General features: G+C 33.1%; 27 protein-coding genes and 1 pseudogene. 22 read left to right on the top strand and 6 right to left on the bottom strand.

Annotated elements, in window-relative coordinates:
• Positions 1-10 precede the first annotated feature (10 nt).
• The gene (locus OZX63_RS09545; RefSeq protein WP_277145166.1) at positions 11-1,615 is read left to right on the top strand and encodes an SLAP domain-containing protein; all 1,605 of its coding nucleotides are present in this window, start codon (positions 11-13) and stop codon (positions 1,613-1,615) included.
• 12 nt (positions 1,616-1,627) lie between these two features.
• A pseudogene (locus tag OZX63_RS09550) lies at positions 1,628-2,456 on the top strand (DNA adenine methylase).
• A 73-nt stretch (positions 2,457-2,529) separates the two neighbouring features.
• Here OZX63_RS09550 and OZX63_RS09555 read toward each other — a convergent pair.
• The 4 genes from OZX63_RS09555 to OZX63_RS09570 form a co-directional block, all read right to left on the bottom strand.
• Positions 2,530-2,841, bottom strand: a complete 312-nt coding sequence (locus tag OZX63_RS09555; protein ID WP_277145165.1) for a dihydrodipicolinate reductase — start codon at positions 2,839-2,841, stop codon at positions 2,530-2,532.
• Entirely contained in the window at positions 2,838-3,902 is a 1,065-nt protein-coding gene (locus tag OZX63_RS09560) for a ParM/StbA family protein (protein WP_277145164.1), read from the bottom strand. Before OZX63_RS09560 ends, OZX63_RS09555 begins: the two co-directional genes overlap by 4 nt.
• Positions 3,903-4,436: 534 nt before the next feature.
• Positions 4,437-4,670: a hypothetical protein gene (locus OZX63_RS09565; protein WP_277145163.1), complete on the bottom strand. Its 234-nt coding sequence runs from the start codon at positions 4,668-4,670 to the stop codon at positions 4,437-4,439.
• A complete protein-coding gene (locus OZX63_RS09570) occupies positions 4,657-5,451 on the bottom strand; it encodes a ParA family protein (protein ID WP_277145162.1) in 795 nt (264 codons plus the stop codon). Before OZX63_RS09570 ends, OZX63_RS09565 begins: the two co-directional genes overlap by 14 nt.
• Positions 5,452-5,979: 528 nt before the next feature.
• On the opposite strand from OZX63_RS09570, the gene OZX63_RS09575 reads away from it, so the two are divergent.
• Together OZX63_RS09575 and OZX63_RS09580 are read left to right on the top strand one after the other, a co-directional pair.
• Entirely contained in the window at positions 5,980-7,107 is a 1,128-nt protein-coding gene (locus OZX63_RS09575; RefSeq protein ID WP_277145161.1) for a replication initiator protein A, read from the top strand.
• 1 nt (position 7,108) lies between these two features.
• The gene (locus OZX63_RS09580) at positions 7,109-7,684 is read left to right on the top strand and encodes a hypothetical protein (RefSeq protein ID WP_277145160.1); all 576 of its coding nucleotides are present in this window, start codon (positions 7,109-7,111) and stop codon (positions 7,682-7,684) included.
• 18 nt (positions 7,685-7,702) lie between these two features.
• Here the strand turns inward: OZX63_RS09580 and OZX63_RS09585 are convergent, their stop codons facing one another.
• Positions 7,703-8,317 (bottom strand): recombinase family protein, encoded by a 615-nt coding sequence (locus tag OZX63_RS09585; RefSeq protein WP_277145159.1) that lies wholly within the window; start codon positions 8,315-8,317, stop codon positions 7,703-7,705.
• A gap of 566 nt (positions 8,318-8,883) precedes the next feature.
• Positions 8,884-9,459: a recombinase family protein gene (locus OZX63_RS09590; RefSeq protein WP_277145158.1), complete on the bottom strand. Its 576-nt coding sequence runs from the start codon at positions 9,457-9,459 to the stop codon at positions 8,884-8,886.
• Between the two features lie 142 nt (positions 9,460-9,601).
• On the opposite strand from OZX63_RS09590, the gene OZX63_RS09595 reads away from it, so the two are divergent.
• The 18 genes from OZX63_RS09595 (at position 9,602) to OZX63_RS09680 (ending at position 21,159) form a co-directional block, all read left to right on the top strand.
• Positions 9,602-9,778, top strand: coding sequence for a hypothetical protein (locus tag OZX63_RS09595; protein WP_277145157.1), 177 nt, complete (start codon positions 9,602-9,604; stop codon positions 9,776-9,778).
• A 26-nt stretch (positions 9,779-9,804) separates the two neighbouring features.
• Positions 9,805-10,299 carry a hypothetical protein gene (locus OZX63_RS09600; protein ID WP_277145156.1) on the top strand — a complete coding sequence of 165 codons (495 nt, stop codon included), beginning with the start codon at positions 9,805-9,807 and terminating at the stop codon, positions 10,297-10,299.
• Positions 10,300-10,826: 527 nt separating this feature from the next.
• Entirely contained in the window at positions 10,827-11,030 is a 204-nt protein-coding gene (locus tag OZX63_RS09605; RefSeq protein WP_277145155.1) for a hypothetical protein, read from the top strand.
• A gap of 15 nt (positions 11,031-11,045) precedes the next feature.
• Positions 11,046-11,213, top strand: coding sequence for a hypothetical protein (locus OZX63_RS09610; RefSeq protein ID WP_277145154.1), 168 nt, complete (start codon positions 11,046-11,048; stop codon positions 11,211-11,213).
• Positions 11,214-11,492: 279 nt separating this feature from the next.
• The gene (locus OZX63_RS09615) at positions 11,493-11,804 is read left to right on the top strand and encodes a hypothetical protein (protein ID WP_277145153.1); all 312 of its coding nucleotides are present in this window, start codon (positions 11,493-11,495) and stop codon (positions 11,802-11,804) included.
• A gap of 1 nt (position 11,805) precedes the next feature.
• Positions 11,806-12,099 (top strand): hypothetical protein, encoded by a 294-nt coding sequence (locus OZX63_RS09620; RefSeq protein ID WP_277145152.1) that lies wholly within the window; start codon positions 11,806-11,808, stop codon positions 12,097-12,099.
• Positions 12,100-12,107: 8 nt separating this feature from the next.
• Positions 12,108-12,506, top strand: coding sequence for a hypothetical protein (locus OZX63_RS09625; protein ID WP_277145151.1), 399 nt, complete (start codon positions 12,108-12,110; stop codon positions 12,504-12,506).
• 817 nt (positions 12,507-13,323) lie between these two features.
• Positions 13,324-13,542: a hypothetical protein gene (locus OZX63_RS09630; RefSeq protein ID WP_277145150.1), complete on the top strand. Its 219-nt coding sequence runs from the start codon at positions 13,324-13,326 to the stop codon at positions 13,540-13,542.
• Positions 13,535-14,266 (top strand): class A sortase, encoded by a 732-nt coding sequence (locus OZX63_RS09635; protein WP_277145149.1) that lies wholly within the window; start codon positions 13,535-13,537, stop codon positions 14,264-14,266. Before OZX63_RS09630 ends, OZX63_RS09635 begins: the two co-directional genes overlap by 8 nt.
• A 72-nt stretch (positions 14,267-14,338) precedes the next feature.
• Positions 14,339-14,770 carry a hypothetical protein gene (locus OZX63_RS09640; RefSeq protein ID WP_277145148.1) on the top strand — a complete coding sequence of 144 codons (432 nt, stop codon included), beginning with the start codon at positions 14,339-14,341 and terminating at the stop codon, positions 14,768-14,770.
• Positions 14,770-15,231 carry a hypothetical protein gene (locus OZX63_RS09645; protein WP_277145147.1) on the top strand — a complete coding sequence of 154 codons (462 nt, stop codon included), beginning with the start codon at positions 14,770-14,772 and terminating at the stop codon, positions 15,229-15,231. The genes OZX63_RS09640 and OZX63_RS09645 overlap by 1 nt, the downstream gene beginning before the upstream one ends.
• A gap of 48 nt (positions 15,232-15,279) precedes the next feature.
• Positions 15,280-15,561 carry an HU family DNA-binding protein gene (locus OZX63_RS09650; protein ID WP_277145146.1) on the top strand — a complete coding sequence of 94 codons (282 nt, stop codon included), beginning with the start codon at positions 15,280-15,282 and terminating at the stop codon, positions 15,559-15,561.
• A gap of 134 nt (positions 15,562-15,695) precedes the next feature.
• Entirely contained in the window at positions 15,696-16,202 is a 507-nt protein-coding gene (locus OZX63_RS09655; RefSeq protein WP_277145145.1) for a hypothetical protein, read from the top strand.
• Between the two features lie 14 nt (positions 16,203-16,216).
• On the top strand, positions 16,217-16,630 hold the full coding sequence (locus OZX63_RS09660; RefSeq protein WP_277145144.1) for a hypothetical protein: 414 nt from the start codon (positions 16,217-16,219) through the stop codon (positions 16,628-16,630).
• 156 nt (positions 16,631-16,786) lie between these two features.
• Entirely contained in the window at positions 16,787-19,327 is a 2,541-nt protein-coding gene (locus tag OZX63_RS09665; protein WP_277145143.1) for an isopeptide-forming domain-containing fimbrial protein, read from the top strand.
• A 65-nt stretch (positions 19,328-19,392) separates the two neighbouring features.
• Complete coding sequence (locus OZX63_RS09670) at positions 19,393-19,617, top strand: DUF6290 family protein (RefSeq protein ID WP_277145142.1); 225 nt, start codon at positions 19,393-19,395, stop codon at positions 19,615-19,617.
• A complete protein-coding gene (locus tag OZX63_RS09675) occupies positions 19,610-19,882 on the top strand; it encodes a type II toxin-antitoxin system RelE/ParE family toxin (RefSeq protein WP_277145141.1) in 273 nt (90 codons plus the stop codon). The genes OZX63_RS09670 and OZX63_RS09675 overlap by 8 nt, the downstream gene beginning before the upstream one ends.
• A 20-nt stretch (positions 19,883-19,902) precedes the next feature.
• On the top strand, positions 19,903-21,159 hold the full coding sequence (locus OZX63_RS09680; RefSeq protein ID WP_277145140.1) for an SLAP domain-containing protein: 1,257 nt from the start codon (positions 19,903-19,905) through the stop codon (positions 21,157-21,159).
• Positions 21,160-21,207: the final 48 nt, after the last annotated feature.

Raw genomic sequence — 21,207 nt, forward strand, 5'->3', positions numbered from 1 at the left:
TCATGTAATCATGAAAATCAATAAAATAATCAGTTTATCCGCTGCAGCATTGTTAAGCATTGGTGCCATTGGCAACACCACTTACAATACTTTTGCACCACAAACAGTGCAAGCTGCTAAAAAAGCAACAAGCAAAAAGGCAAAAACGTTTAAAATTAAGCTTAAAAAGAACGCCAAAGTGTTTACTAAAAATGGTAAACGCAAGGGTAAGAAACTTTTAAAGAAAGGGCAAACTTATACTGTATATGGCACTAAAACTATTCACGGTAAAAAGTTTTATCGTATAAGCCAAAACCGCTATATTAAGGCAATTAATGCTAAGAAACTTACATTAAAGACAACTAATTCAAGTTCTCCAAGTACGAATACAGCTCCACATTTTCACACAATCAATCCAGTTACCGCAACTTCACCGTCACCTACAACAGGCACTACAGCAAGCGTAGCTGACACCGTAACACCGCCAGCAAATAATACGACTACTAAGCCAGATACTACAAAACCTTCAACTAATACACCTACTACTTCTTTAGCAATTAAAGATTTTTCTGTACCGTATGAAGCAACTAGTGATAGCGTGCAGCAAGCTCTACAAGACAATCTTATAAATAGTGAGAATAAAGACGTTACAATTACTTTACTGACTAAAATCGATACAACTAAAGTAGGTAAGATCCAGGCTAAAGCAATTCTTCATGTTGATAAACAAGCTGATCGTACTGTAACTTTTACGGTTACCGTTACTGCACCTTCTGCTGACGATCTTTTTAGTCACATGACTATTATGCCGCTGCCTGACTTCAAACTTGGTACTAATCCGGCAGTTATTACTCAACTACTTAACTACAGTTTTCCAGTAGCCAAAGGATACCGAGTAAAAGCTAATTTTGTAAAAACACCTGATACTTCTAAGTTGGGTAAAACCAATTATGATGTTCAGGTTACAATTACAGATCCTAATGGCCAAACTGCAACCAAAGTAGTCACGATGGTAGTTAATATTGTGCCGCTGCATACTGATGATGGCTTTGAGATTGCAAAAGTCAATCCAGCATATAATGCCCCTGTTGTTGAAAATTTTGATCAATCAATTATCGATCAGTATCACCTGGAAGGCCACCGTTGGCAAAAATTGACCATTACATACAATACTGATGAGGTTGACAAAGACGATCTACAATATGTCAATCGTGTAATTACACAAATAAACAACCTACACATCGTTAATCTAGTACCAACTGATGATAAAAATGCTGCAAATATTGGGATTTCCGTTGAAGATGGTGCCGATCAGAGCGATGTTGGTATAACTGGCTATAATTCCTTCACTGGCAAAACACATAAAGGGCTTGACGCAGACTCAAAAGATCACATTACTATTTATTCGGGAAGAATCAGAAAATGGATGGGCTGGACAACTACAAATGATAACTATCAATCTGCTTTCATGACCGTCACTGCACACGAACTTGGTCATGCATTAGGCTTAGCACATTCAGAAAAAACTGGAGATGATATTATGGCCACATATTCAACCACACGCCGTATCGATAATGATAATGATTTACTAGACGAACATTATAAGCAATATTTGGCCGTACTTTATCAGAATTAGGAAGGAAGTAATATGAACTTAAAACCTTTCACTAAATGGGTCGGAGGTAAAACTAAACTGCTACCTGAACTCAAAGAAATAGTACCTATTAATTACAATCGATACTATGAACCCTTTATTGGTGGTGGCGCATTATTCTTTTCTTTGCAGCCTAAAATAGCAACTATTAACGACATGAATCAAGAACTTGTTAATGTTTACCGAGTAATTAAAGAGCAACCAACTCAACTTTTAGCCTTATTGCAGCAACATCAAGAAAAAAATTCGAAAGAATATTTCTTAAAAATTCGTTCTTTAGATCGCATTGCTGAACCCGCTTACACAATCGGGGGGGTAGAACGTGCTGCCAGAATTTTATATCTGCTAAAGACTGATTTTAATGGGCTATATCGTGTTAATTCTAAAGGACAATTTAACGCTCCCTACGGGCGCTATAAAAATCCTAAAATTGCTAATAAAGACAATATTCTAGCTATCAGCAAATATCTTAATACAGCTCAAATAAAAATTTTGAGTGGTGACTTTCAAAAAGCGGTGCAAACTGCAGGCTTCCATGATCTAATATATTTCTGATCCTCCGTATATTCCTAAATCTGCAACAGCAAATTTCACTTCATATACAGCCCAGGGCTTCACAATGACAGAGCAAAGACGTTTACGTGACGTCTTTTTTTCTTGCGCCAAGAAAGGAGCATACGTTATGCTTAGTAATTCTGACACCCAGCAAACTAGAGAGTTATACAAGAATGCAAATATTCATCAAGTTTTTACCAACAGGGCAATTAATTCTGATCCTAAAAAGCGAGGGAAAATTGCTGAATTACTAATTACTAATTTTTAAACAAAATAAAAGACCTACTTCTCACCATTGTGTGAGAAGTAGGCCTTTTTATTTCTAACTTTTCTACTTGATTTTAAAAGTCCTTATCAGAGAATGCTTTAAATCCAGAATCTAGCCGCTCTTTATTCTTTGAAGTTGGAGCTTGCATATTTGGATTATCAGAAAGTATATCCTTATATATATCCTCTTCTTCTTTTTCTGAAGCTGAACCAATATATGATTTTCCTTTCGGATGTGTAGAAATATTAATTATTTCGTGAATGATTGCCGTTTTAACCAACTTAGACTTAGAGATGTATGGATTATCTAGAAAATCTAGTATTTTTTTATCTAATATTTTTTCCGGATTAAGCCTAATAGCTAACGTTTTCGATTTATTTGTCATCGTTTATTATCTTCTTCCTTAACTTTATTTTCTTGATCTAATGCAAACTTATAAAATCCATTTACATTGGCTGTTTCTGTTTCAGAAACCACAACAACTTTAACTTTATCAAATGCTTCGGTCAATATCTTCTGATTGAGTAGATTAGCACCACCACCTGTTAATAGTAGCATATCTATACTCTCTAAATTTTTGAGAGTGGTCTTAATATTAGCGATTATTTTTTTAGTAAAACGAGTAATTTCTTTGGTCACAATTCCAGTAATATCATCAGTACGATTATCAGAAAAGCGATAACTCCACTGCTTGTTTTTCATTCCTGCACGCAATTCATCGGCTAGTTGATGCAAGCTAACATCGCCATTTATTTGTCCTGCAATAACCTCATATAAGCTATTTGCACCTGTGTTAAATTGATGGCGATTTCTGCTGCTCAATTGAAAATTAAGCACTGTATCAATTAAAATAGTTCCGCCACCAACATCAATTACACCAACTTTTTTATTTAAGAGTCCATCATCATCTTTAATATAGGCTTCATCATCTAAAAGTTCATTATAAAGTGTGCCAATAGGCTGTGGCAGAACATAGACATGCTCAACACGTACCGTCAAAATTTGCTTGTCAATTGTAATTTGGTGTTGACCTTTTAACATTTCAATAAGTGACCTTAGCTTGTTTTCGTCTGCATAATCTTCGGTTGGCAAACCAACAGCTACAACTACTTTTAACACTTGCTTTTGTGCTTCTTTAAAATCACATGCTAGCAGTCCTAATGCAAAATTAGCCAATAACTTAAAAGACTGATCTTCGTATCGATTACCATACATAATAGTGTCGATCATGTACTCATCAAGATGTAGAGAACCTATATCCTTGCCCCAAATAAATTTATCATCACTAAATGGAACAGAGTATGTATGCAAGTCCTTACTAGTATCAATTCCAAAAGACAGTGGCATATCTGATTCATAAAGAAAGCTAGACGGTAAGACTACCCTGGCTTTGCTGCTCATTAGTTTTGTTTGTTTATTTCCTAGATCTAAACTAAAAATTTCCATATTTGTATTCTCCTTTTGTAGCCTTTGTAATACTTGTATAACAAATTATAAGTCATTTCGCTATATTTATCAATACAAATTTTACAAAAAGTGTAAATGAATTATATTTATTGTGCATTAATGTAATATTTGTATTGCAAAATATTACATTAAGTGGTAACATAATTATGTAAGAAAAAAAGCTGCCAAGTGTTCTAGCACTTAACAGCCTTAAAAACTTACATGTATTACAAAAGTAAACATGGATTTTTTTGAGTTTAGATGGTTTTAGTATAACACTTAGAAACTTCTGTGTCTACCTGATTAAGATCAAGGAGATATATTATGTTTGATGTTTTCAACTACTTGAAAGAGTTGCTTACTAATCCTGTTTTTATGGACGCACTTTTTACTTGGATATTTTACAAATTGGTTTACAAGAAGCATAAACGTTTCTTCATGAAATTCTTTGAATAGCAAAAAAGGGAAGCAAACTGCTTCCCTTTTTACATGCCACAATTCACATATCACATGTGCATTGTGATATGTGAATTATCACATGTGACCATTAATCAACTTTTCTAATTCAGAACTTATTATATCGCTAGCAACATCAGAAATTGACTTTTCATTTCTAAACGCATACTCACGCAATTCTTTGTAAACAGACAATCGAATCGAAATTGTACGTCTTGCTGTTTCTTTCTTTTTATATGGATTATCGGTATGCCTATCTTCTATTTTTTTAGCTTTACTAGCTAATTGATCTAAGAAATCATCTTTCATCATTTATTTTTACTCCCGCTCTATCTAACATTTCGTTTAAAACCAAATTATACATACTATGTGTGCGCTCGTCCCAAACATCATTTGGCTTATCAGTTATTCCAGTATCACTCCATCGTTTAATACGCTCTCTATGATAAATTCTGTTTTGAAACAAAGAATCACCAAAAAATTCATGAGCTTTAGAGATAACTTTAGTATCAGTTGTTGAACTTCTATTCACTAAATACAAAATTGCTCCAAGTAGTTTGAAATTAACTTTGTAATCATTTCTCATTTGAGCATAATATGTAACTGTTTTTACAGCTGAATTAAAACTTGCTGCCTGGGATTGTACTACTACGGTTACATAATCACTAGCTAAAAGCGCATTATTAGTTATTTCAGATAATGTTGGTGGTGTATCAATAAAACAAAAATCAAAATTATTATCTATTTTAGATAATTCATCTTTAAGAATTGTTTCCTTATGCTCACTATCAAAAGCTTTGGCTGCTCTAACATTAAATAAACTCATGTCCCAGTCAGCTGGAGCTATATAGAGATTATCAGATAATTTAACGATTGAAGAAACAAGATCATGTTTCAACAATCCTTCAAGTAAGGGTGTTTTTGGCTCCTTCTTTTCAAAAGTGGCAAATAAAATATCGGTAGCATTGGCTTGTGGATCCATATCAATTACCAAAACTTTATATCCCTTTTTAGCAAGTTCATACGCTTCTACAGCTGTCAGGGTAGATTTTCCTACACCACCCTTGAACGAAAAATTATATATTTTTTTCATTATTAATTCCTCCCTTAATTTATAACTTTATTGTATCACAAAAATCACAATTCACAATACACATTTCACATGTGAAAATACACAAATCACATGTGATTATGAAGAAGCTTGACTTTAATTCAACTTGCTCATATAATCGATTTATAGCAGTTTTAAACTGCTAACAAAAAATTCCGGATCATTACAATCCGGAATCTAGAAGATTAGCTCTAACTTCAACAACAACGAACTAACCTTAAATTTAAATTTGTATCAGCACTTACATGCTTTTAATTTATAAGTCTAAATTACCTAGCCAATTAGTCTAGAGTCCAATCTAGACTAATTTAATACCTTAATACCCTAAAGTAACCTAATTTAGCACCTAGCTAACTTAGCGCTTAGTAACTTAGTACTTAACTATATTATACTCTAGGCAAGAACTGGGTACAAGCTCTTGTAACTAGAAATAATATTGTCTAAGAAGAACTAAGTAAGTGCAATAAACTACTTAGTTCTTTTTATTTTCAAGGAGAAACAAAAATTATTATGACAAATAATTTTAACTTTATTAATTCAGCTCAAGCATATCAAACAAAATTCTTTCAATTCCCCCAAGTTTTACTGTATGGGGAACAATATAAAACTTTAAGCGATGGCGCTAAATTAGGCTATATGGTTTTAAGAGATCGCTTAGATTATTCTCTACGCAATAATTGGATTGACGAAAACAATAACGTTTATTTTATTTTTACCAATGAGCAATTACAAACTTTAATGCACTGGTCAGGACATAAAGTCGTTAAAGTTAAAAAAGAACTAGAAAATGCCGGTTTACTTTATCAAAGAAAAATGGGCTTTAATCCTAAATTAAAAAAGAATCTGCCAAACCGATTATATTTAGCCGACCTCGAAATCACTACTCAAGACATTTATGCTAAAAAAGAGCCATCAGCCCTAGAACCACAAGGAAGTGTCAGAACTGCACCCCGACAAGCAAACTCACCAGCCCTAGAGCCACAAGGAAGTGTCAAAACTGCACTTCGACAAAAAAGTCAACAAAGCTTAGAGCCACAAGGAAGTGTCAAAACTGCACTGTATCAAGACAAGACTAATATACTAGATACTAATAAGATACATAAAGATACTAACTCATGGGATTTTTCCACAAATAATTACTCGGCCGAACAAGTGGCAACTCAAAACGAAGATCTACTAAATCATGCTCAAGATTTTCTTACAAGTTCACGATCAGGAACTGCTAAATTCTTTTTAAGCAAAGACGCAATTCGTCGAATTTGTTCCTATGCACGTACGCCACAAACCGTTAATGAGTTTATCAGTACAATTGTTTTAGCTAAAAATAATGCTGTTAAAGATTTTCGTGAATTAAATTCTGATACTACTGGCTTAGGTATTAGTTTTGAGGAAATTAACTACCAACATGACAATGAAGGTAATTTTGAAGGTATTGAAATTTATGATTCTGAAATCAAAGAAAAGGTTAACGAAACAATTCAGCGTTTCTTTAATCGTATTCGTGCCTACGAATATGATGACAGCAAACAGATTAAAAATGTAAGGGGCTACTTGTACAAAACTATGTACAACCTTTTTGCTACTGACTTAAATGAGCAACTTGAAGAAAAACGGATTAGTAGAACAGGTGAAAAGTAAAATGAGTAAAAAAATAAATTTGATGACCATGACCGATGAATTAAGTGATCTCCATAAACAGGTGGGAATTCTTGATTTATTAATTATATTTTCAATGGGTCTTTTTGCCGGAACATTTTATGTGATTTGTCGTAATAGTAAAACAATCTATACAGAAGCTAAAACTGCAAAATTTGGTGGTTGGATATGGCTAATACTGCTAATTTTAGTGATATTATACGCGGCATTGTTTTTTTATATGACATTAATGAAAAAAGTGTGTAACAAGTTGTATAGCTATAATTGCTTATTAAATAAAAAAGAAAAAAAGCAATACATACAGCAAGTTCTCGATATTAAATCAAGAGTAGCAACAGTATTTTGGTCAGCAACTGCAATTTATACAGTCTTTTATGTAATTGCTTTTTTTCTTATGTTTGGGAAATTAAAATCTATAAAGATTGGCGATTGGACAGCGCTGTTTACATTGACAGCACTCGTTACAGCAGTACATTATGTAATTGATACGGATAAAAAAATTTGTGAAGTTTGTTATAAGTATTTAGATGATCCATTAAACAAAACGGGTATTTTTTAAAAGCCAGGAAGGTAATATTTACTGTTTAGCTTTTAAATTACGTGCATAATCTCTAATTCTATAAATTTGCATTCTGGATATACCAACAGTTCTTGCAATTTGTGAGATTGGTATTTCTTGTTTTAACATTTTTACTACTTCGTTATAAATAAATCTTTTTTGTAGATTAGGGGAGTTAGGTGCATAAAGACGTTTACCGCCTTTGTATGCACCTCTTTTTTTTGCTAAAGCAATACCTTGCTTTTGTCGTTCTTTAATTTTTCTACGTTCTTCTTCTGCTGTATATTTGTAAATTTCTAAAACTAAGTTTGTTAATAAATTTTTTAAGTTAGAATCAGTTACACCGGCAAAACTAGGTAAGGATAGAATATTGAGAACAGCTCCTTTTCTTTTAATTTCTTCGATGATGTTAGTTAAGTCTGCTGAATTTCTGCCAAGGCGATCTAAACTTAAAACTACAACTTCATCTTCTTCATGAATGTAATCTAACATTTTTTGTAATTCAGGACGGTCTAAATTTTTACCTGAAATCTTTTCTTCAAAAATTTTCTTTACACCACTTTTTTTAAGGGCGTCAAGTTGTCTTGCTAAATTTTGCTCCTGGGTGCTAACTCGTGCGTAACCAATTTTCATTTCTAATTGCCTCAATGTTACAGTCTGATGTTACATTATTACTTATTATTATACTCTGCTGTAATTGTGTATCAATAGGGGACACCCAGTTGTTACAACTTTTTGGATATTTTTAAAAAATTGATGAAGCTAGATAAAAATACTTTGTTATTCCTAATTTTGCTAACATAAAAAACTTTTCACATCATAAAAGTTGTGAAAAGTTTTTTAGTGCACTCTGCTATATAGGCCAAAAATAATTTGTAATCCAACAAAAATGTTGCCTTTAAATTGCTTTTTTCTTTAATGGTTAATATATAAATATATTTCACATGGTTAAATTTAACGGCATTGCTTATACCAAAAGCAGCTAAAGTAGTTGAAGTCGCTTGATACAGCTGCTTTAATAAGACTATTTACTATTATCATAGCGTGTCGAAAACAATAACTAATAAAGCGCTAAAGCGACAAGCGGTGATTACAAATATTAGGACAAAACCCTTACTGCATAGCTTATCTGGAATTAGGAAAAAATTATTTCTGATTTTCACAAATTAAAAGTTATGAGAGAGCTATTAAATGACCTTTTATTGCTTTTTGGTTTCTTTTAATTTATTAAATCTTCTACACAAAGTTGCTATGCTAATTCCTGTTTTTTTATTAAGTTCTTTAAGTGATAAACCTTGTTTGTGTAACTTATAAGCAGCTTCAATTTGTTGATCGCTGTAAATTTCTTTACGTCCTTCATGATAATTTGGATTATGCTTTCTAGCGTATTCCTTACCCTCTTGAGTTCGTGTAATGATCATGTCACGGTCAAATTGAGCGATTGCTGAAAAAACAGAAAAAGAAAATTTCCCTGTTGGCGTGTTAGTGTCAACGATACCTAAATTTAGAATATTAACGATAACTCCCTTATCTGACAACGTTTGGATTGTTTCTTCTGCTTCCTTAGTATTTCTTGCAAAACGATCTAGCTTGGTTATGAGTAACTGATCGCCTTGCTTTAATTGTTTAAGTAGTTTGGAAAATACCGGGCGGTTAAGGGTCGTACCTGTAAACTTTTCTTGATATATTTTTTCTGCACCAGCTTTTTTTAGTAAAGCAATTTGAGCACTAAGGTCTTGTCCTGTTGTGCTAACTCTCGCATAACCATACAGCATATAACTCTTTCCTTTTTTTGATTTTTGTTAGCGAAATCATTACTTGCTAATTTTCTATTAGTATAGCATTTAATTTTCTCTCTTACAACTTTTAAGTTATGAGAGAAGAACGTAAGTTTGAACTGTAGAAAGGTATTGAAAGATGAAAACTAAAAAATATCGGGTTTTTTGGAAAACTAGGGCGGATCAAGGTTATAACTTTACAGAAGTTATCGTGCCGGCTTCAATTCATGGCAAAGAACTTAACAGTGAAATTAAACGTGCTGCAATTTCTGGAGCTGGACTTGAATTTGGTTACAATGAAATTGTAGCTAGTTAAACGATAGCTGAAAGGAGTTGGGATTAATGGTTAAACCATATCAGTACGGTATAAAATATAGCGTTCATCATGATTTCATTGATTGGAATAAGCAATATCGTATAACTGTTGACACACGTTTAGCGTCTGTTGCAGGTAAAGATATGTTTATCAGCGACTTAACAAGTCAAAAAGAAAATAGTTCGGATAAAAGAACGGCTATTGATTTAGAAAATATTGCAGCTACTTATCCTAATTTGGTTTCATGTTTGTTAAATCATGGTTTGGTAGATTTCGATATTATGCACTCTTTGCCACTTATTGAAGTAACATGGCTGAATACTGGTAATAGATCTTGTTTGAAACAAGAAATTATTACTGATCACGGCCTTAAATTTACTGTTTATAATACGCCAAGAGCTACTATTTCAACTTATCAAGAACACCGTAAACGAGATAACTTTCCTTGGTCATTGATTCTTAATGGTCATTGTTGGGAAGTTGATCCATTAGAGGTAGTAGAAATCAGAATGGCTGAATAAAGCCAAAAAGAAGTACTAGGTTAGCTGGCTAGTTTAAAACTAGAAGAATTGCAAACATTCTTTACTTCTATTGAGAACATGAAAAATGTTCTCAAAAAGAAATTCACTTTAAGACAATAATCTCCCAAATAACATTATTGTCGAAGAAACATCAGGTTAGCTGACTGTTGATGATAAAGGCAGAGAAGTTGCAACACTTCTTGTTTCTGTTGAGAACAGTTCCTATGTTCTCAAATTATCAAAATTCAATTTTAAGACAATAAACTTCCAAAATGATTTTATTGCCGAAGAAATACCAGGTTAGCTGGCTACTGATGATAAAGGCAGAGGAATTGCAACATTCCTTGTTTCTGTTGCAAACACTTTTGTTTGCAAATACCCTCAACACATATATTTAATTACATTGCTTTTCCAAATTATTTTAAGCATATGTAAAGAAGCATTGCATGGTCAACTTACTTATGATAACGGTAAGGAAAGTATCGACACTTTCTGCTTCTATTAGGAAATAAAAAAAGAAGGTAAGAATGATGGGGTTAGCGTTAATAGGAACAATTTTTTTAATAATATGGATAATTGCATTTGTAGGACTCTTACATATGGCTAGTAATTTTGTTTCAGGAAAAAGTGATGAAGCGTTTTTATATATTAGTTTTACCGCTTTTTGTTGGTTTACCGCCGTTGTCGTTATTTTGTCTATTTCTTTTGTTTTGCAAATTATTTCAAAATAAAAAAGGAAAGTAAGAATGACTGATTTAGTACCGGTATGGCTAGTTGCAGTTGCTTTTTGCTTTTTTGCAGTTCGACTTACTATTTTTGATCAAATTGGTTCTATAGCCATTCTTTTTGATGTGATTGGCTTATTTTGTTTCACTTTTTTGGGTTTTGTTTTGCTCTGTAGTTTTATGAAGTAGTAAATATGCAGAATAAACGAGGCAGATCAATTATGATCAATCAACTTTAAAAAGGGGAGAAGAAATGATAAGTATTGTTGTACTTGTGCCGTTCATATTATCAGTGTTTTTTATGGTTGTAGGATTGCATGATAATGATTTCAAAAATTTTTTGTTGGGTATGTTTCTTCTGTTAGCCGCATTTTTAATTGCAGCAGTTAGTTAAAGGAAAATCAAGAAAATGTTTAACAAAAGTTCTTTGGCCAGGTTACTTTAAATAAAATTGTGGGAAATGATTTTATGAGAAATACAGATCAAAAACAAAAACGTTCGAAAACTTTACAAGCCTGTTCGATAAATAAAGTATTTGAGGTTGTGCTCAAAGTTAAAATGTTTGGTCGCCCTTGGATAAATGGCCAAGATGGCAACTTTTATGAAATTGCTTCTGATGGTTTAGGTTCAAGTCAGCCACTAAGCTTTGTTTATCAGTATATGCAGGAAGGATATGACATTCATGGAAAAAGAATTTGCTACAGGAAAAGGACGTATTCTAAATATACAAGGCAAAAATCCATTTTAATATGGCAAAAACAGTATCGTAAGCGGAAATAAAATGAAAAGAATTGTAATACTCGTTTTAAACTTAGTTTTCGGGTTTATAGATCATGTGCTTACTTTTGTTATGTTTCATAGCAAAATTTGTCTTTTGCTATTTGTCTGCTGGGTATTAGCACTTTGTTTAATAAGTAAAAAAGCAGAAGAAACAGAAATATTTGGCTTTTGGTGGAGATTAAATCGTCGACTAGATACGCTTTTAAATGCTGGATTAAAGACTTTGGAATTTGCTTTTGTAATTGAGATGATTGGCTGTTTTATGGTTTATTTAGCTTTGTATAAAGGAGTATAGAAAAATTTATGTCTAGTTTTGAGCTTATTTTGTTTTGTGCATTCTTTGCATACTTATTGATGAAGATTCGTGAATATACTTTAGCGGCTAAGAAATTGAAAACTGATATGTTTTCTGAAAAGGACAAAACTGCCACATTGGGAGCTTTTAAAGACAAGCTAAAGGTATTAGATGTTAAGTTGTCTAAATTACACGAAGCTAAACGAAATTTAGAAGTGCAGCCGGTATCACATAAGATCAAGAAAAGATTACATAAACTTGATATGCAAATAGCTAAAATGGAACAAACAAAAGATGGATATGCTGCAGCATTTGCTGAATATCAGGAATTAATCAATTCCGAAAGCAATAATTCTAAATTTAGAGATACATTACGTTCCTATTTGAACAACAAATATCATTTATAAAAAATCAAAGTATTGCATAGCAACTGTTATGAACAGATGAGCTGCAACGCTCTTTACTTTTTAGGGAGTTAAATCCCAGGTACATTTACATTTTAATATTAAAAACTGGCGGCACACTTAGTATCTGGCTATTTGTGCTGAAATTTGAATGTAAGTTACAGTAATGTATCTTACCAAATGGATAAGCCTAAGGCGTGGTAAACATTGGAAACCACTGAAAATACAGAAGCTACAAAATTACCGGAGTGATAAGTAATGGATTGCAACTCGTTATTGCAAAAACATGATCTGCTGAACGGTGGTCGTCAGTTGCTCCCAAGCTGTCCTCGCTATGCTTCCAGGACGAAGAAGCACAAAAGCAAGTGTTTAATACACATTTGCAACGTTAAATATTTCTGTGTAGCACTATTCGTTATAGATAAGTTTTATTATCTCGGAGGAAATGCCCCATAAACTAAAACGTCGCTGCTGAAAAGGATATGACAAATGGTTTGCTTGATTTTTAAGTCAGGTTTAAAGAGAAAATATTTGTTGATATACCGTTGTCTATTATGAAATTTTTGCTAATTATGCTGAATAGTTAGATTTTAACGATTAAAAATTGATTGTAGAACAGTGATTAGCTAGACACTAAGTGGAAAGATAAAGGTGCACCTTTAATTAAGACCCTTTGTAATAACACTTAATTTTAATTTTTTATGATTAAAGAAAACCAATTTGGTTGATGTTTATGATAACGAAACTGCAGCGTAAAGCTGCATTAAATTTAGAAAAATAGGGATTAGTCCCTAGTTAAATTAATAAAGGTGATGTTTAAATGGCAAAGAAACTAGACCCTGTTGTAGCTGCATACTTAAAAGAAAAAAAGGGTATAAGTTATGATAAATGGGTACAAGACGCTGTTTGGAATGCGTTCAGAGAAGCAATAACTGATAAAAAGTCTGATATGTATAAGCAAATTGTCGCAATTGCTGATCAAAAATTACATGATGAAGCGTACCAACAAGCAAGAATAGGAACAATTAGTTTTGAATGAAGACGAACGATTAGCCAAGAAGAATAGACGAATAGCAATTGTAGGATTGTTTTTTTTAGCTTTAATCGTTGCAGCAATTGTAGTAGTTTTGAACTTTGATAAACTGCAGGGACAAGCTGCGCACCGAATATCTACTGATAAGACCGAACTTCAACAAGCAAGGTATAATCACCAGAAACGTAAGCCAAGTTACAATATGAGAAAAGTCAACCCAATATCACCTAGCTCTTTGGCTCATGCGTGGCGAGTTAGGCGAGATTATCGGGCAGTTGGTCAAATTGCAATCCCAGATAAAAATATCTTACTCAATATTTTTCGAGGTGTTGGTAATGATGAATTAGCGCTAGGGGCTGGAACTTTTAGGGCAGATCAGAAAATGGGTAAGAATAATTATCCATTAGCAGGCCACAATATGGACGATGCCCAGAGTTATTTTTCGCCGCTGTATACGGCAAAAGTCAATGGCACGTTGAGTAACGGAACTGTTATTTACTTGACGGATTTTACAAAAGTTTACTTTTATAAAATTACATCGTCACAATTCATTGGTGTTTACAATTTGAATTTGGCCTTTAATCGTAAAAAATTTGTTAACCACCCGGTAATATCCTTGTTTACATGCGATTATACGGGACAAGGCAGACTATTTATCAGAGGTAAATTAACCGGCTCCCAGAGCCTAAAAAGCGCTACTAAGTATGTTAGACAAGTATTTGAATACTAATTTGAATGTGACAAAAAAGCCATTATTACAAGTCTTTGTAATAATGGCTCTTTTTGTAGAAAGGAGTTAAATGTGGCTAAAAAATCTGACACAATAACTTATAAAATTTTAGAAACGGAATTTGAAGAAACAAGACAAATAATTGCTGATAAAATGCCAGCTGTAATTACTGACAATGCTCATATTGGGCAATATATACTAGTTTTTGCTTATGAAGAATTGAATGCAGAGGAGCATTACATTAATCAAAAAGAAATTGATGATTTTGGAATAGTCAAATATCAAGAAGTTTATTTGGGTGATCATTATGTTAAGGTAACGGCACAGGCTAAACAAACGGGGATTGATGTTTTGATGACAAGACTAAAATATATTTATCCTAATGTTTATAATGATAAGAATAAGAATAATTTTGATTTTATAGCACATCTTGGCTTTGTCTTTGCTAAAAGAATACAAAATGGCCAAGTCATACCAAAATTAGCACAAAAGGTAAAAGGGTAATGGTAGTAGTTAAATTCACTATTTTAAAGTCCGAATTTAAACAAGCTGAAAATTTCTGTAAAGCAAATTTATCTATGCCGCAGCAAAATCAGGTTGAGTTTGTTGGATCAATGCTTTTTTGGTTTGCTCACCAAGAACTTTGGCTTGAAGAACAAGATACTAAAGAAAGAAAAAAATTTGGAACGGTTAAATATCCTAAACTTTTTCCTATTTCTGATTGCTACATTGTACAGACAAATTTGCGATTAACAAGGTATCGCAAAATGTCACATGAACTGCAGCAGGTTTATCCTAAAATGGTTAATGAAAAAGATAAGAGTGTTACAGCATTTTTAGCTCATTTAGGATATGTTTTTATTAAAAAAGCAGAGAATGGCCAAGTTGATCCTGGGATAATCGTTGCCGCCAGAAATATTAGCAAAATTATGGAACATACAAAGGTTCCTAAAATAGTGTGTTAAAGTAAACCTGATACGTTTAACTTTTTACAAATAGGAGGTCGTTTAACTATGACAAGTAAAACAGAATTAATTGCACAAGTAGCTAAAAATGCAAAAATCACTAAAAAGAGTGCTGCTGCAGGCGTTGAAGCCGTGCTTGCTACAATTCAAGAGAATCTGGTAAAAGGTAATAAAGTTCAGCTAATTGGTTTTGGCAGTTTTGAAGTGCATGAGCGTCCAGCAAGAAAAGGGCGCAATCCACAAAATGGTGAGGAAGTTGAAATTCCAGCAAGAAAAGTTCCAGTCTTCAAACCAGGTAGAGGACTAAAAACGGCCGTAAAAAATAGCTAATAGCAAAGACGTTGAAAAACGTCTTTTTTTACTTATCTATTTAATTTCGATTACAACATGAGAATATTTTGCTATAATTTTGATAATATATAAGCTTTAGTAGAAAAATGTTTTCTATTAAAAGGGTGGTAAAAATGAGTCAGAAGCCTAAAAATGAACATACTAAGTCTAAAGAATTAAAGCATAGGTCTAAAAGCATTTTTTTAAACTCGCTAAAGTATTATTTCAGTAGAGATAAACGTATTTTAGAGAAAGATGAACAATTTCAGAAAGAATTAAATAGAAAAACTCAAATTGAGTTATCTGCACTGTTAGCAAAAACAAGTAGAAAATATTATTTTGTCAAGACAATGACAGGTCTACTTTCAGTGGGAGTAATTGCTACTGTTGTATCAGCTATCTTTAAAGGCATTTCTAATATAGGTTTAGTTTTTTACAATAATTTTGAAAGCAAATATTCGATTAGTCAAACTGATATAATATTTGCATATATAACATTTGGTGTTTTACTATTTCTAGTTTTAATGCTAGTTTTTATAGCTATATGGGGACTGGTGCGCTCAATGTCTAAATTACAGACAGAAATTGAGTCGATAAAAAGTACCATAGAGCTAAAAAACAAGAAGGCTAACGATAAATAATATAGGGAAAAGCAATGAATGAGGAACAAAGAGTAAATATAATTAGTAAAATAATTTTTGAAGCACTATTTGTTATTTTTAGTGTAATATATCTAAGAAATTTGAATAATCTTAATAAGGATTTACGGCAGCAAAACCTTACTAGTCCTTTTAAGGTAGTAGAATATAAGCAAGGTATTGCTATAAAATATTTTGTAGGAGCAGTAATAGTTTTAGCTATAGCACTAATTTTGATATGGCGATTCTACGTTGCTACATCTAAGCAAGATGGTGATCTGAAATTTGTTTCTCTTTTTCTTGTATCTTTGGTTATTAATTTGTTGATTTCCTATTTCACTGTTAAATTTATATACATTCCAATTTTTCAGTCTGTTTTGACGGTTGGATTTTTTGGATTTGGTGCACTTGTAGCTATGGGAAGTAATTAAAGGTTAACTTTTGCTGTTACTGAAAAGTAACAGTTTTTTTATTGTCAAAAAAGGAAGTGATTTATGAATTAAAAAGCTAAAAATTAAAATGATGTTTAAATGGCACCGTTACTAAAAAGTAACGGTGCCTTTTTTGTTCTAAGAAAGGATAGCTGAATGAAAAAGCTAACAAAAAGACAAACAAAGAAGTTACTGGCCACAGTGGGTGCTAGTGCAGCTTTAGCCGGTGTTGGTGTCACTGCAGCAACTGTCTACCAAATAAATCAGCCGGCACCGATAACAGCTAAGGCAGCTGAAAAGGTTAAATTAGGCACAGAGGGCACTTTTGCTAAGGGCAAAGATATTGCTTTTGATATTAATTATCAAATTCCATTTGATAAAAAGATGGATAAGCTAGAGTTTTATGATCGCTTGGAACCGTGTTTTACTTACTCAAAAGCTAGAGTCTTTGATGAAAACAATAATGATGTAACAGATGAGGGAACTTTAAACTTTGATAAAACTAAGAATCAGGTTTCCTGGCAGGCGAAAGACCCTACTAAGTGGTTTGGCCGTAAAATGACACTACGACCAGAAGTCAACTTGCAAGAAAACGCCAATTTGGACAAATATCTTGATAAAAATACTAATCAGTACAACATACCAAATGTTGGTAACCTAGTAATTAATGACAAGGATATTCCATCTAACACCGTTTATGTTCATACACCAAATGATAAAGACCCAACAGTTACTAAGGCGGTTCAAGACAAAGACGGTAACTGGACAACCGAAGCTAAATACAACCAGGGCGATGAAGTTCACTATAAGGTTACGTTTAACATTCCTAAAAATGGGACAGATATTTCAAATGTTGATTTTGAAGATGATCTTGAAGATGTACTAGACCTTGAAAGCGTCAAAGTTTCTGATGATAAAGGTAATGACATTACCAAAGATGAGGGTTCACTTACTAAAGATGACGCTAAGGAAAGCTTTGTCTGGCAGCCTACTAAGGATTACTTGACCAAAATGCCTGATCATTCTTATACAGTTGACATTACAGCAAAAGTAAAGCCTGACGCTGACTTGTCCTCCTATTTAGATAAGGCTTCTAATGAGTACAAGATACCTAATACAGCTGATATGAAGTATAACAACAAAAAGATACCGTCTAATACGGTTAAAGTTGTAACTCCACCTCCAGCTAAGAACAAGGTAGTTAAGAGTGTTGAGGGTCTGTCTGGCTCCTTCCATGAAGATCAAGATAACATTGAAATCGGAAAAGATTTTACTTATAAGATACAGTTCACACCGGGCTTAGGTCAAAACTTAAAAGATGTTGAATTTACTGACGACCTTGAAGATATACTCGATTTAGAGAGTGTCAAAGTAGAAAATGCTGATGGTAAAGATATTACTGATTCTGACGGCACATTAAAGACTGACAAGGACAAAGAAAGCTTCAACTGGCAGCCTAAAGATGATGTTGTTAAAGAGATGGGTGGAAAGACTTATACGGTCTTAGTTACAGCTAAAGTAAAGGCTGACGCTGATCTACAAAAGTATATTAAAAATAACGTTATTCAAATTCCGAATACAGCTCACATGAAGGCTAACGGCGGTGATACACCGTCTAATACTCCGATTATTACTCCTAAGACGGAAGAACCGACAGCTAAAAAGGGAATAGTCCGGGATCCATCTAATTGGACTAAATTCTTTGGTAATAAGACAGAAACAGCTGCCGGCCAAGATACAGGCGATAAGGTAGATCAAGAGATCGATAAAAGTCAGCAAAATGCCAGAATTGAAGCTGCTGAAAAGTTAGTAAAACAAAATCCTGATGGCTCATATGCTAAAGCAAATAAAAACGTGACTGATAAGCAATTCAATGACGCACTAAATACTTTAGCAGAGCCGTATAAGTCAGCACAGAAAGTAAAAGTTGCTGATCAAGGTAGCGATGTAACTACAACAGCCCCTACTAGCGCTGATGATTTAAAATCAATCATTAATTCAACAACAGTTGATAGTAATACGGCTGCCCGTGGTGACGCAGTAGATTACCTACTTACTTTCTATATCGGTAACAGCATGGATATGAAATCGCTAGTTCTTAGTGACGATTTAGAAAATGTTTTGGACTTAAAGAATGTAGTAATTCTTGATTCTGATGGCAAGAACATCACTAATGACGGTGCGTTATCTACAAGTAATACTGATGAGAGTTGGACTTGGACAGCTAAAGATCCAACAAAATATAGTAGGAAAACTCTGTATGCAGCCGTAGCAGCAAACATCAAGCCAGGCGCAGATTTAAGTTCATATACCGATCAAGAAATTCCTAATGTGGGACATCTTCAAATTAACGGTAAGGATACACCTACTAATGAGGTTAAAACTAAACTGAATGGTGATCCAGAAAGTCCGAATAATCCAAACAATCCAAGTGATCCGAATAATCCTGATACTCCCGATAAAACTAATCCAGATAAGAAGAATCCGTTAGGTAAAGATGGTGCGTTAAATCCAAGTAATCCCAATAATGCGATAACTGGTAAGAACGGCTTGCTACCAAGGACTGGACGCTTTATGTTGAAATATGCAGGTTGGATTGTAGCTATTCTTCTGGTCGGAGCTGGTGGAATAATTACCTACTTGTATAAAAAGAATGATGGCTTTAAAGAAAAACTGAATAAGATCTTTAAAAAATAATTTTTTGCTACATTTGTAGGTGAATGTGCTATAATTATTATAGTAGTTAGGAGGAACAGATTATTATGACTGTTACAACTATTAGATTCCCAGATAATGTATATCAAAAAATTAAAGAAATGGCTGATTTTGAAGGCGAAACTATTTCTACGTTTATGAGAAAAGCTGTTACTGAAAAGGTAGAAGATCAACAAGATTATCAAGAAGCAATTAAAATGTTGAAAAAATCAACAGGAACAGTACCAGCTGATGAAGTTAGAAAAATGGTCTTCGGAAAATCAAATGACTAAGTTTAAGTGGGAATTTGATAAAGCAGGACTTAATAAGTTTCGAAAACTTGATCAACACGTGCAGAAGAGAATTGTTATTTGGCTTGATGGTCACATTACTAATTCTGAAAATCCTCGATTATGGGGCAAAGTGTTAGATGGCAATTTACAAGCACTTTGGCGTTATCGGGTTGGTAAATATAGAATTATTGCAGATATTCATGATGATAAGTTTGTAGTTTTAGTTATTAATGCTAATAAACGTAATGATGTCTACAAAAAGTAGTAAGTTTGGAGATAAAAATTATGAAGAAGAAAGTATTAATTAGTTTAGCTTCTGCAGCATTATTAAGTGTTGGTGCAATTGGAATTACTGATGAAGGTAATTTTGCGCCACAAACTGTACAGGCAGCTAAAAAGGCTAAGACCTTTAAAATTAAGCTTACAAAGAACGCAAAAGTTTTCACTAAGTATGGTAAACGTAAGAGTAAGAAGCTTTTAAAGAAAGGCCATACTTTTACTGCTTATGGTAAAAAAACTATTCACGGTAAAAAGTATTATCGCCTTAGTAAAGGACGTTATATCAAGGCTGTAAATGCTAAAAAGACAAATATAGTTGAGGTAAGTAATCCAACTCCGATTAACACTGGTTCTTCTTCTAGCACTGGTAGCAACACTTCAACATCAAAGGGGTTTACTGTAACAGTAATTAAACCGGCTGTAGTTTATTACGGTAATGGTGAAGATACAATGTCTACCCTTATGGTTGGCGCTAAAAGAACAGTTACAGGTACTAAAACTATTCGTGGTAAAAAATATTATCAAATAGATACTGGTAAATATATTTTGGCAAGTTGTGTTACTACTAGTAATAATCCAAAACTTCCAAGCGCAAATGATAATAAGCAGAATAATGGTTCATGGTCAACTGATGAAAATGGATGGGCAACTCCTAGTCATCAAGAAAAACCTACACAATCACAAATTGATCATTTATTAGCTAATAATAAATATTCTAAGGAAAAAACTATTTATTTTAGCGACGATGAATTAACACAAATTAAAGATTATTTGTGGCAAGATATTCAAAATCACCGTGTAGAGAATGGGTTACCTAAATATAAAAATAGTAGTGAAATTAATGACTTTTTGAGCAAAGTAACATCTTCCATGACAAGTATGTATACGTTTGAGAGTCATTTGAATGAAACTACTGCCGGACAGTTGGCAACATATTTACCTAATTTGGCCGAAAATGGTATGAATATTTCTGATTCTTTTGATGACTTAGATTATTATGGACGTCCATTAGAAGGCTATTCACAACCTAAAGCATTTGATTTTAATGATCGAAATCCAGAACATGTTGCAAAGCAAATATTTACTAGTTTTAAAGATGATAGTGATTATAATAAAATGATTTTAGGACACGGTGATAAGAAAGCTTTTGCTGGTATTGCCCTGTATTATGACTGGAAGGGTGATGATTCTGCTGTTGGAGTTGCCTTTATTGAGGTTTCTGGTAATAGTTCAAAATGGAATAGCTATTATGCGGCCAATTAATTAAACAATTTAATAAATAAAAAGCGTTATCAATTTTTGATAACGCTT

It is taken from the genome of Lactobacillus sp. ESL0700 (assembly GCF_029392095.1).
Lineage (GTDB): Bacteria > Bacillota > Bacilli > Lactobacillales > Lactobacillaceae > Lactobacillus.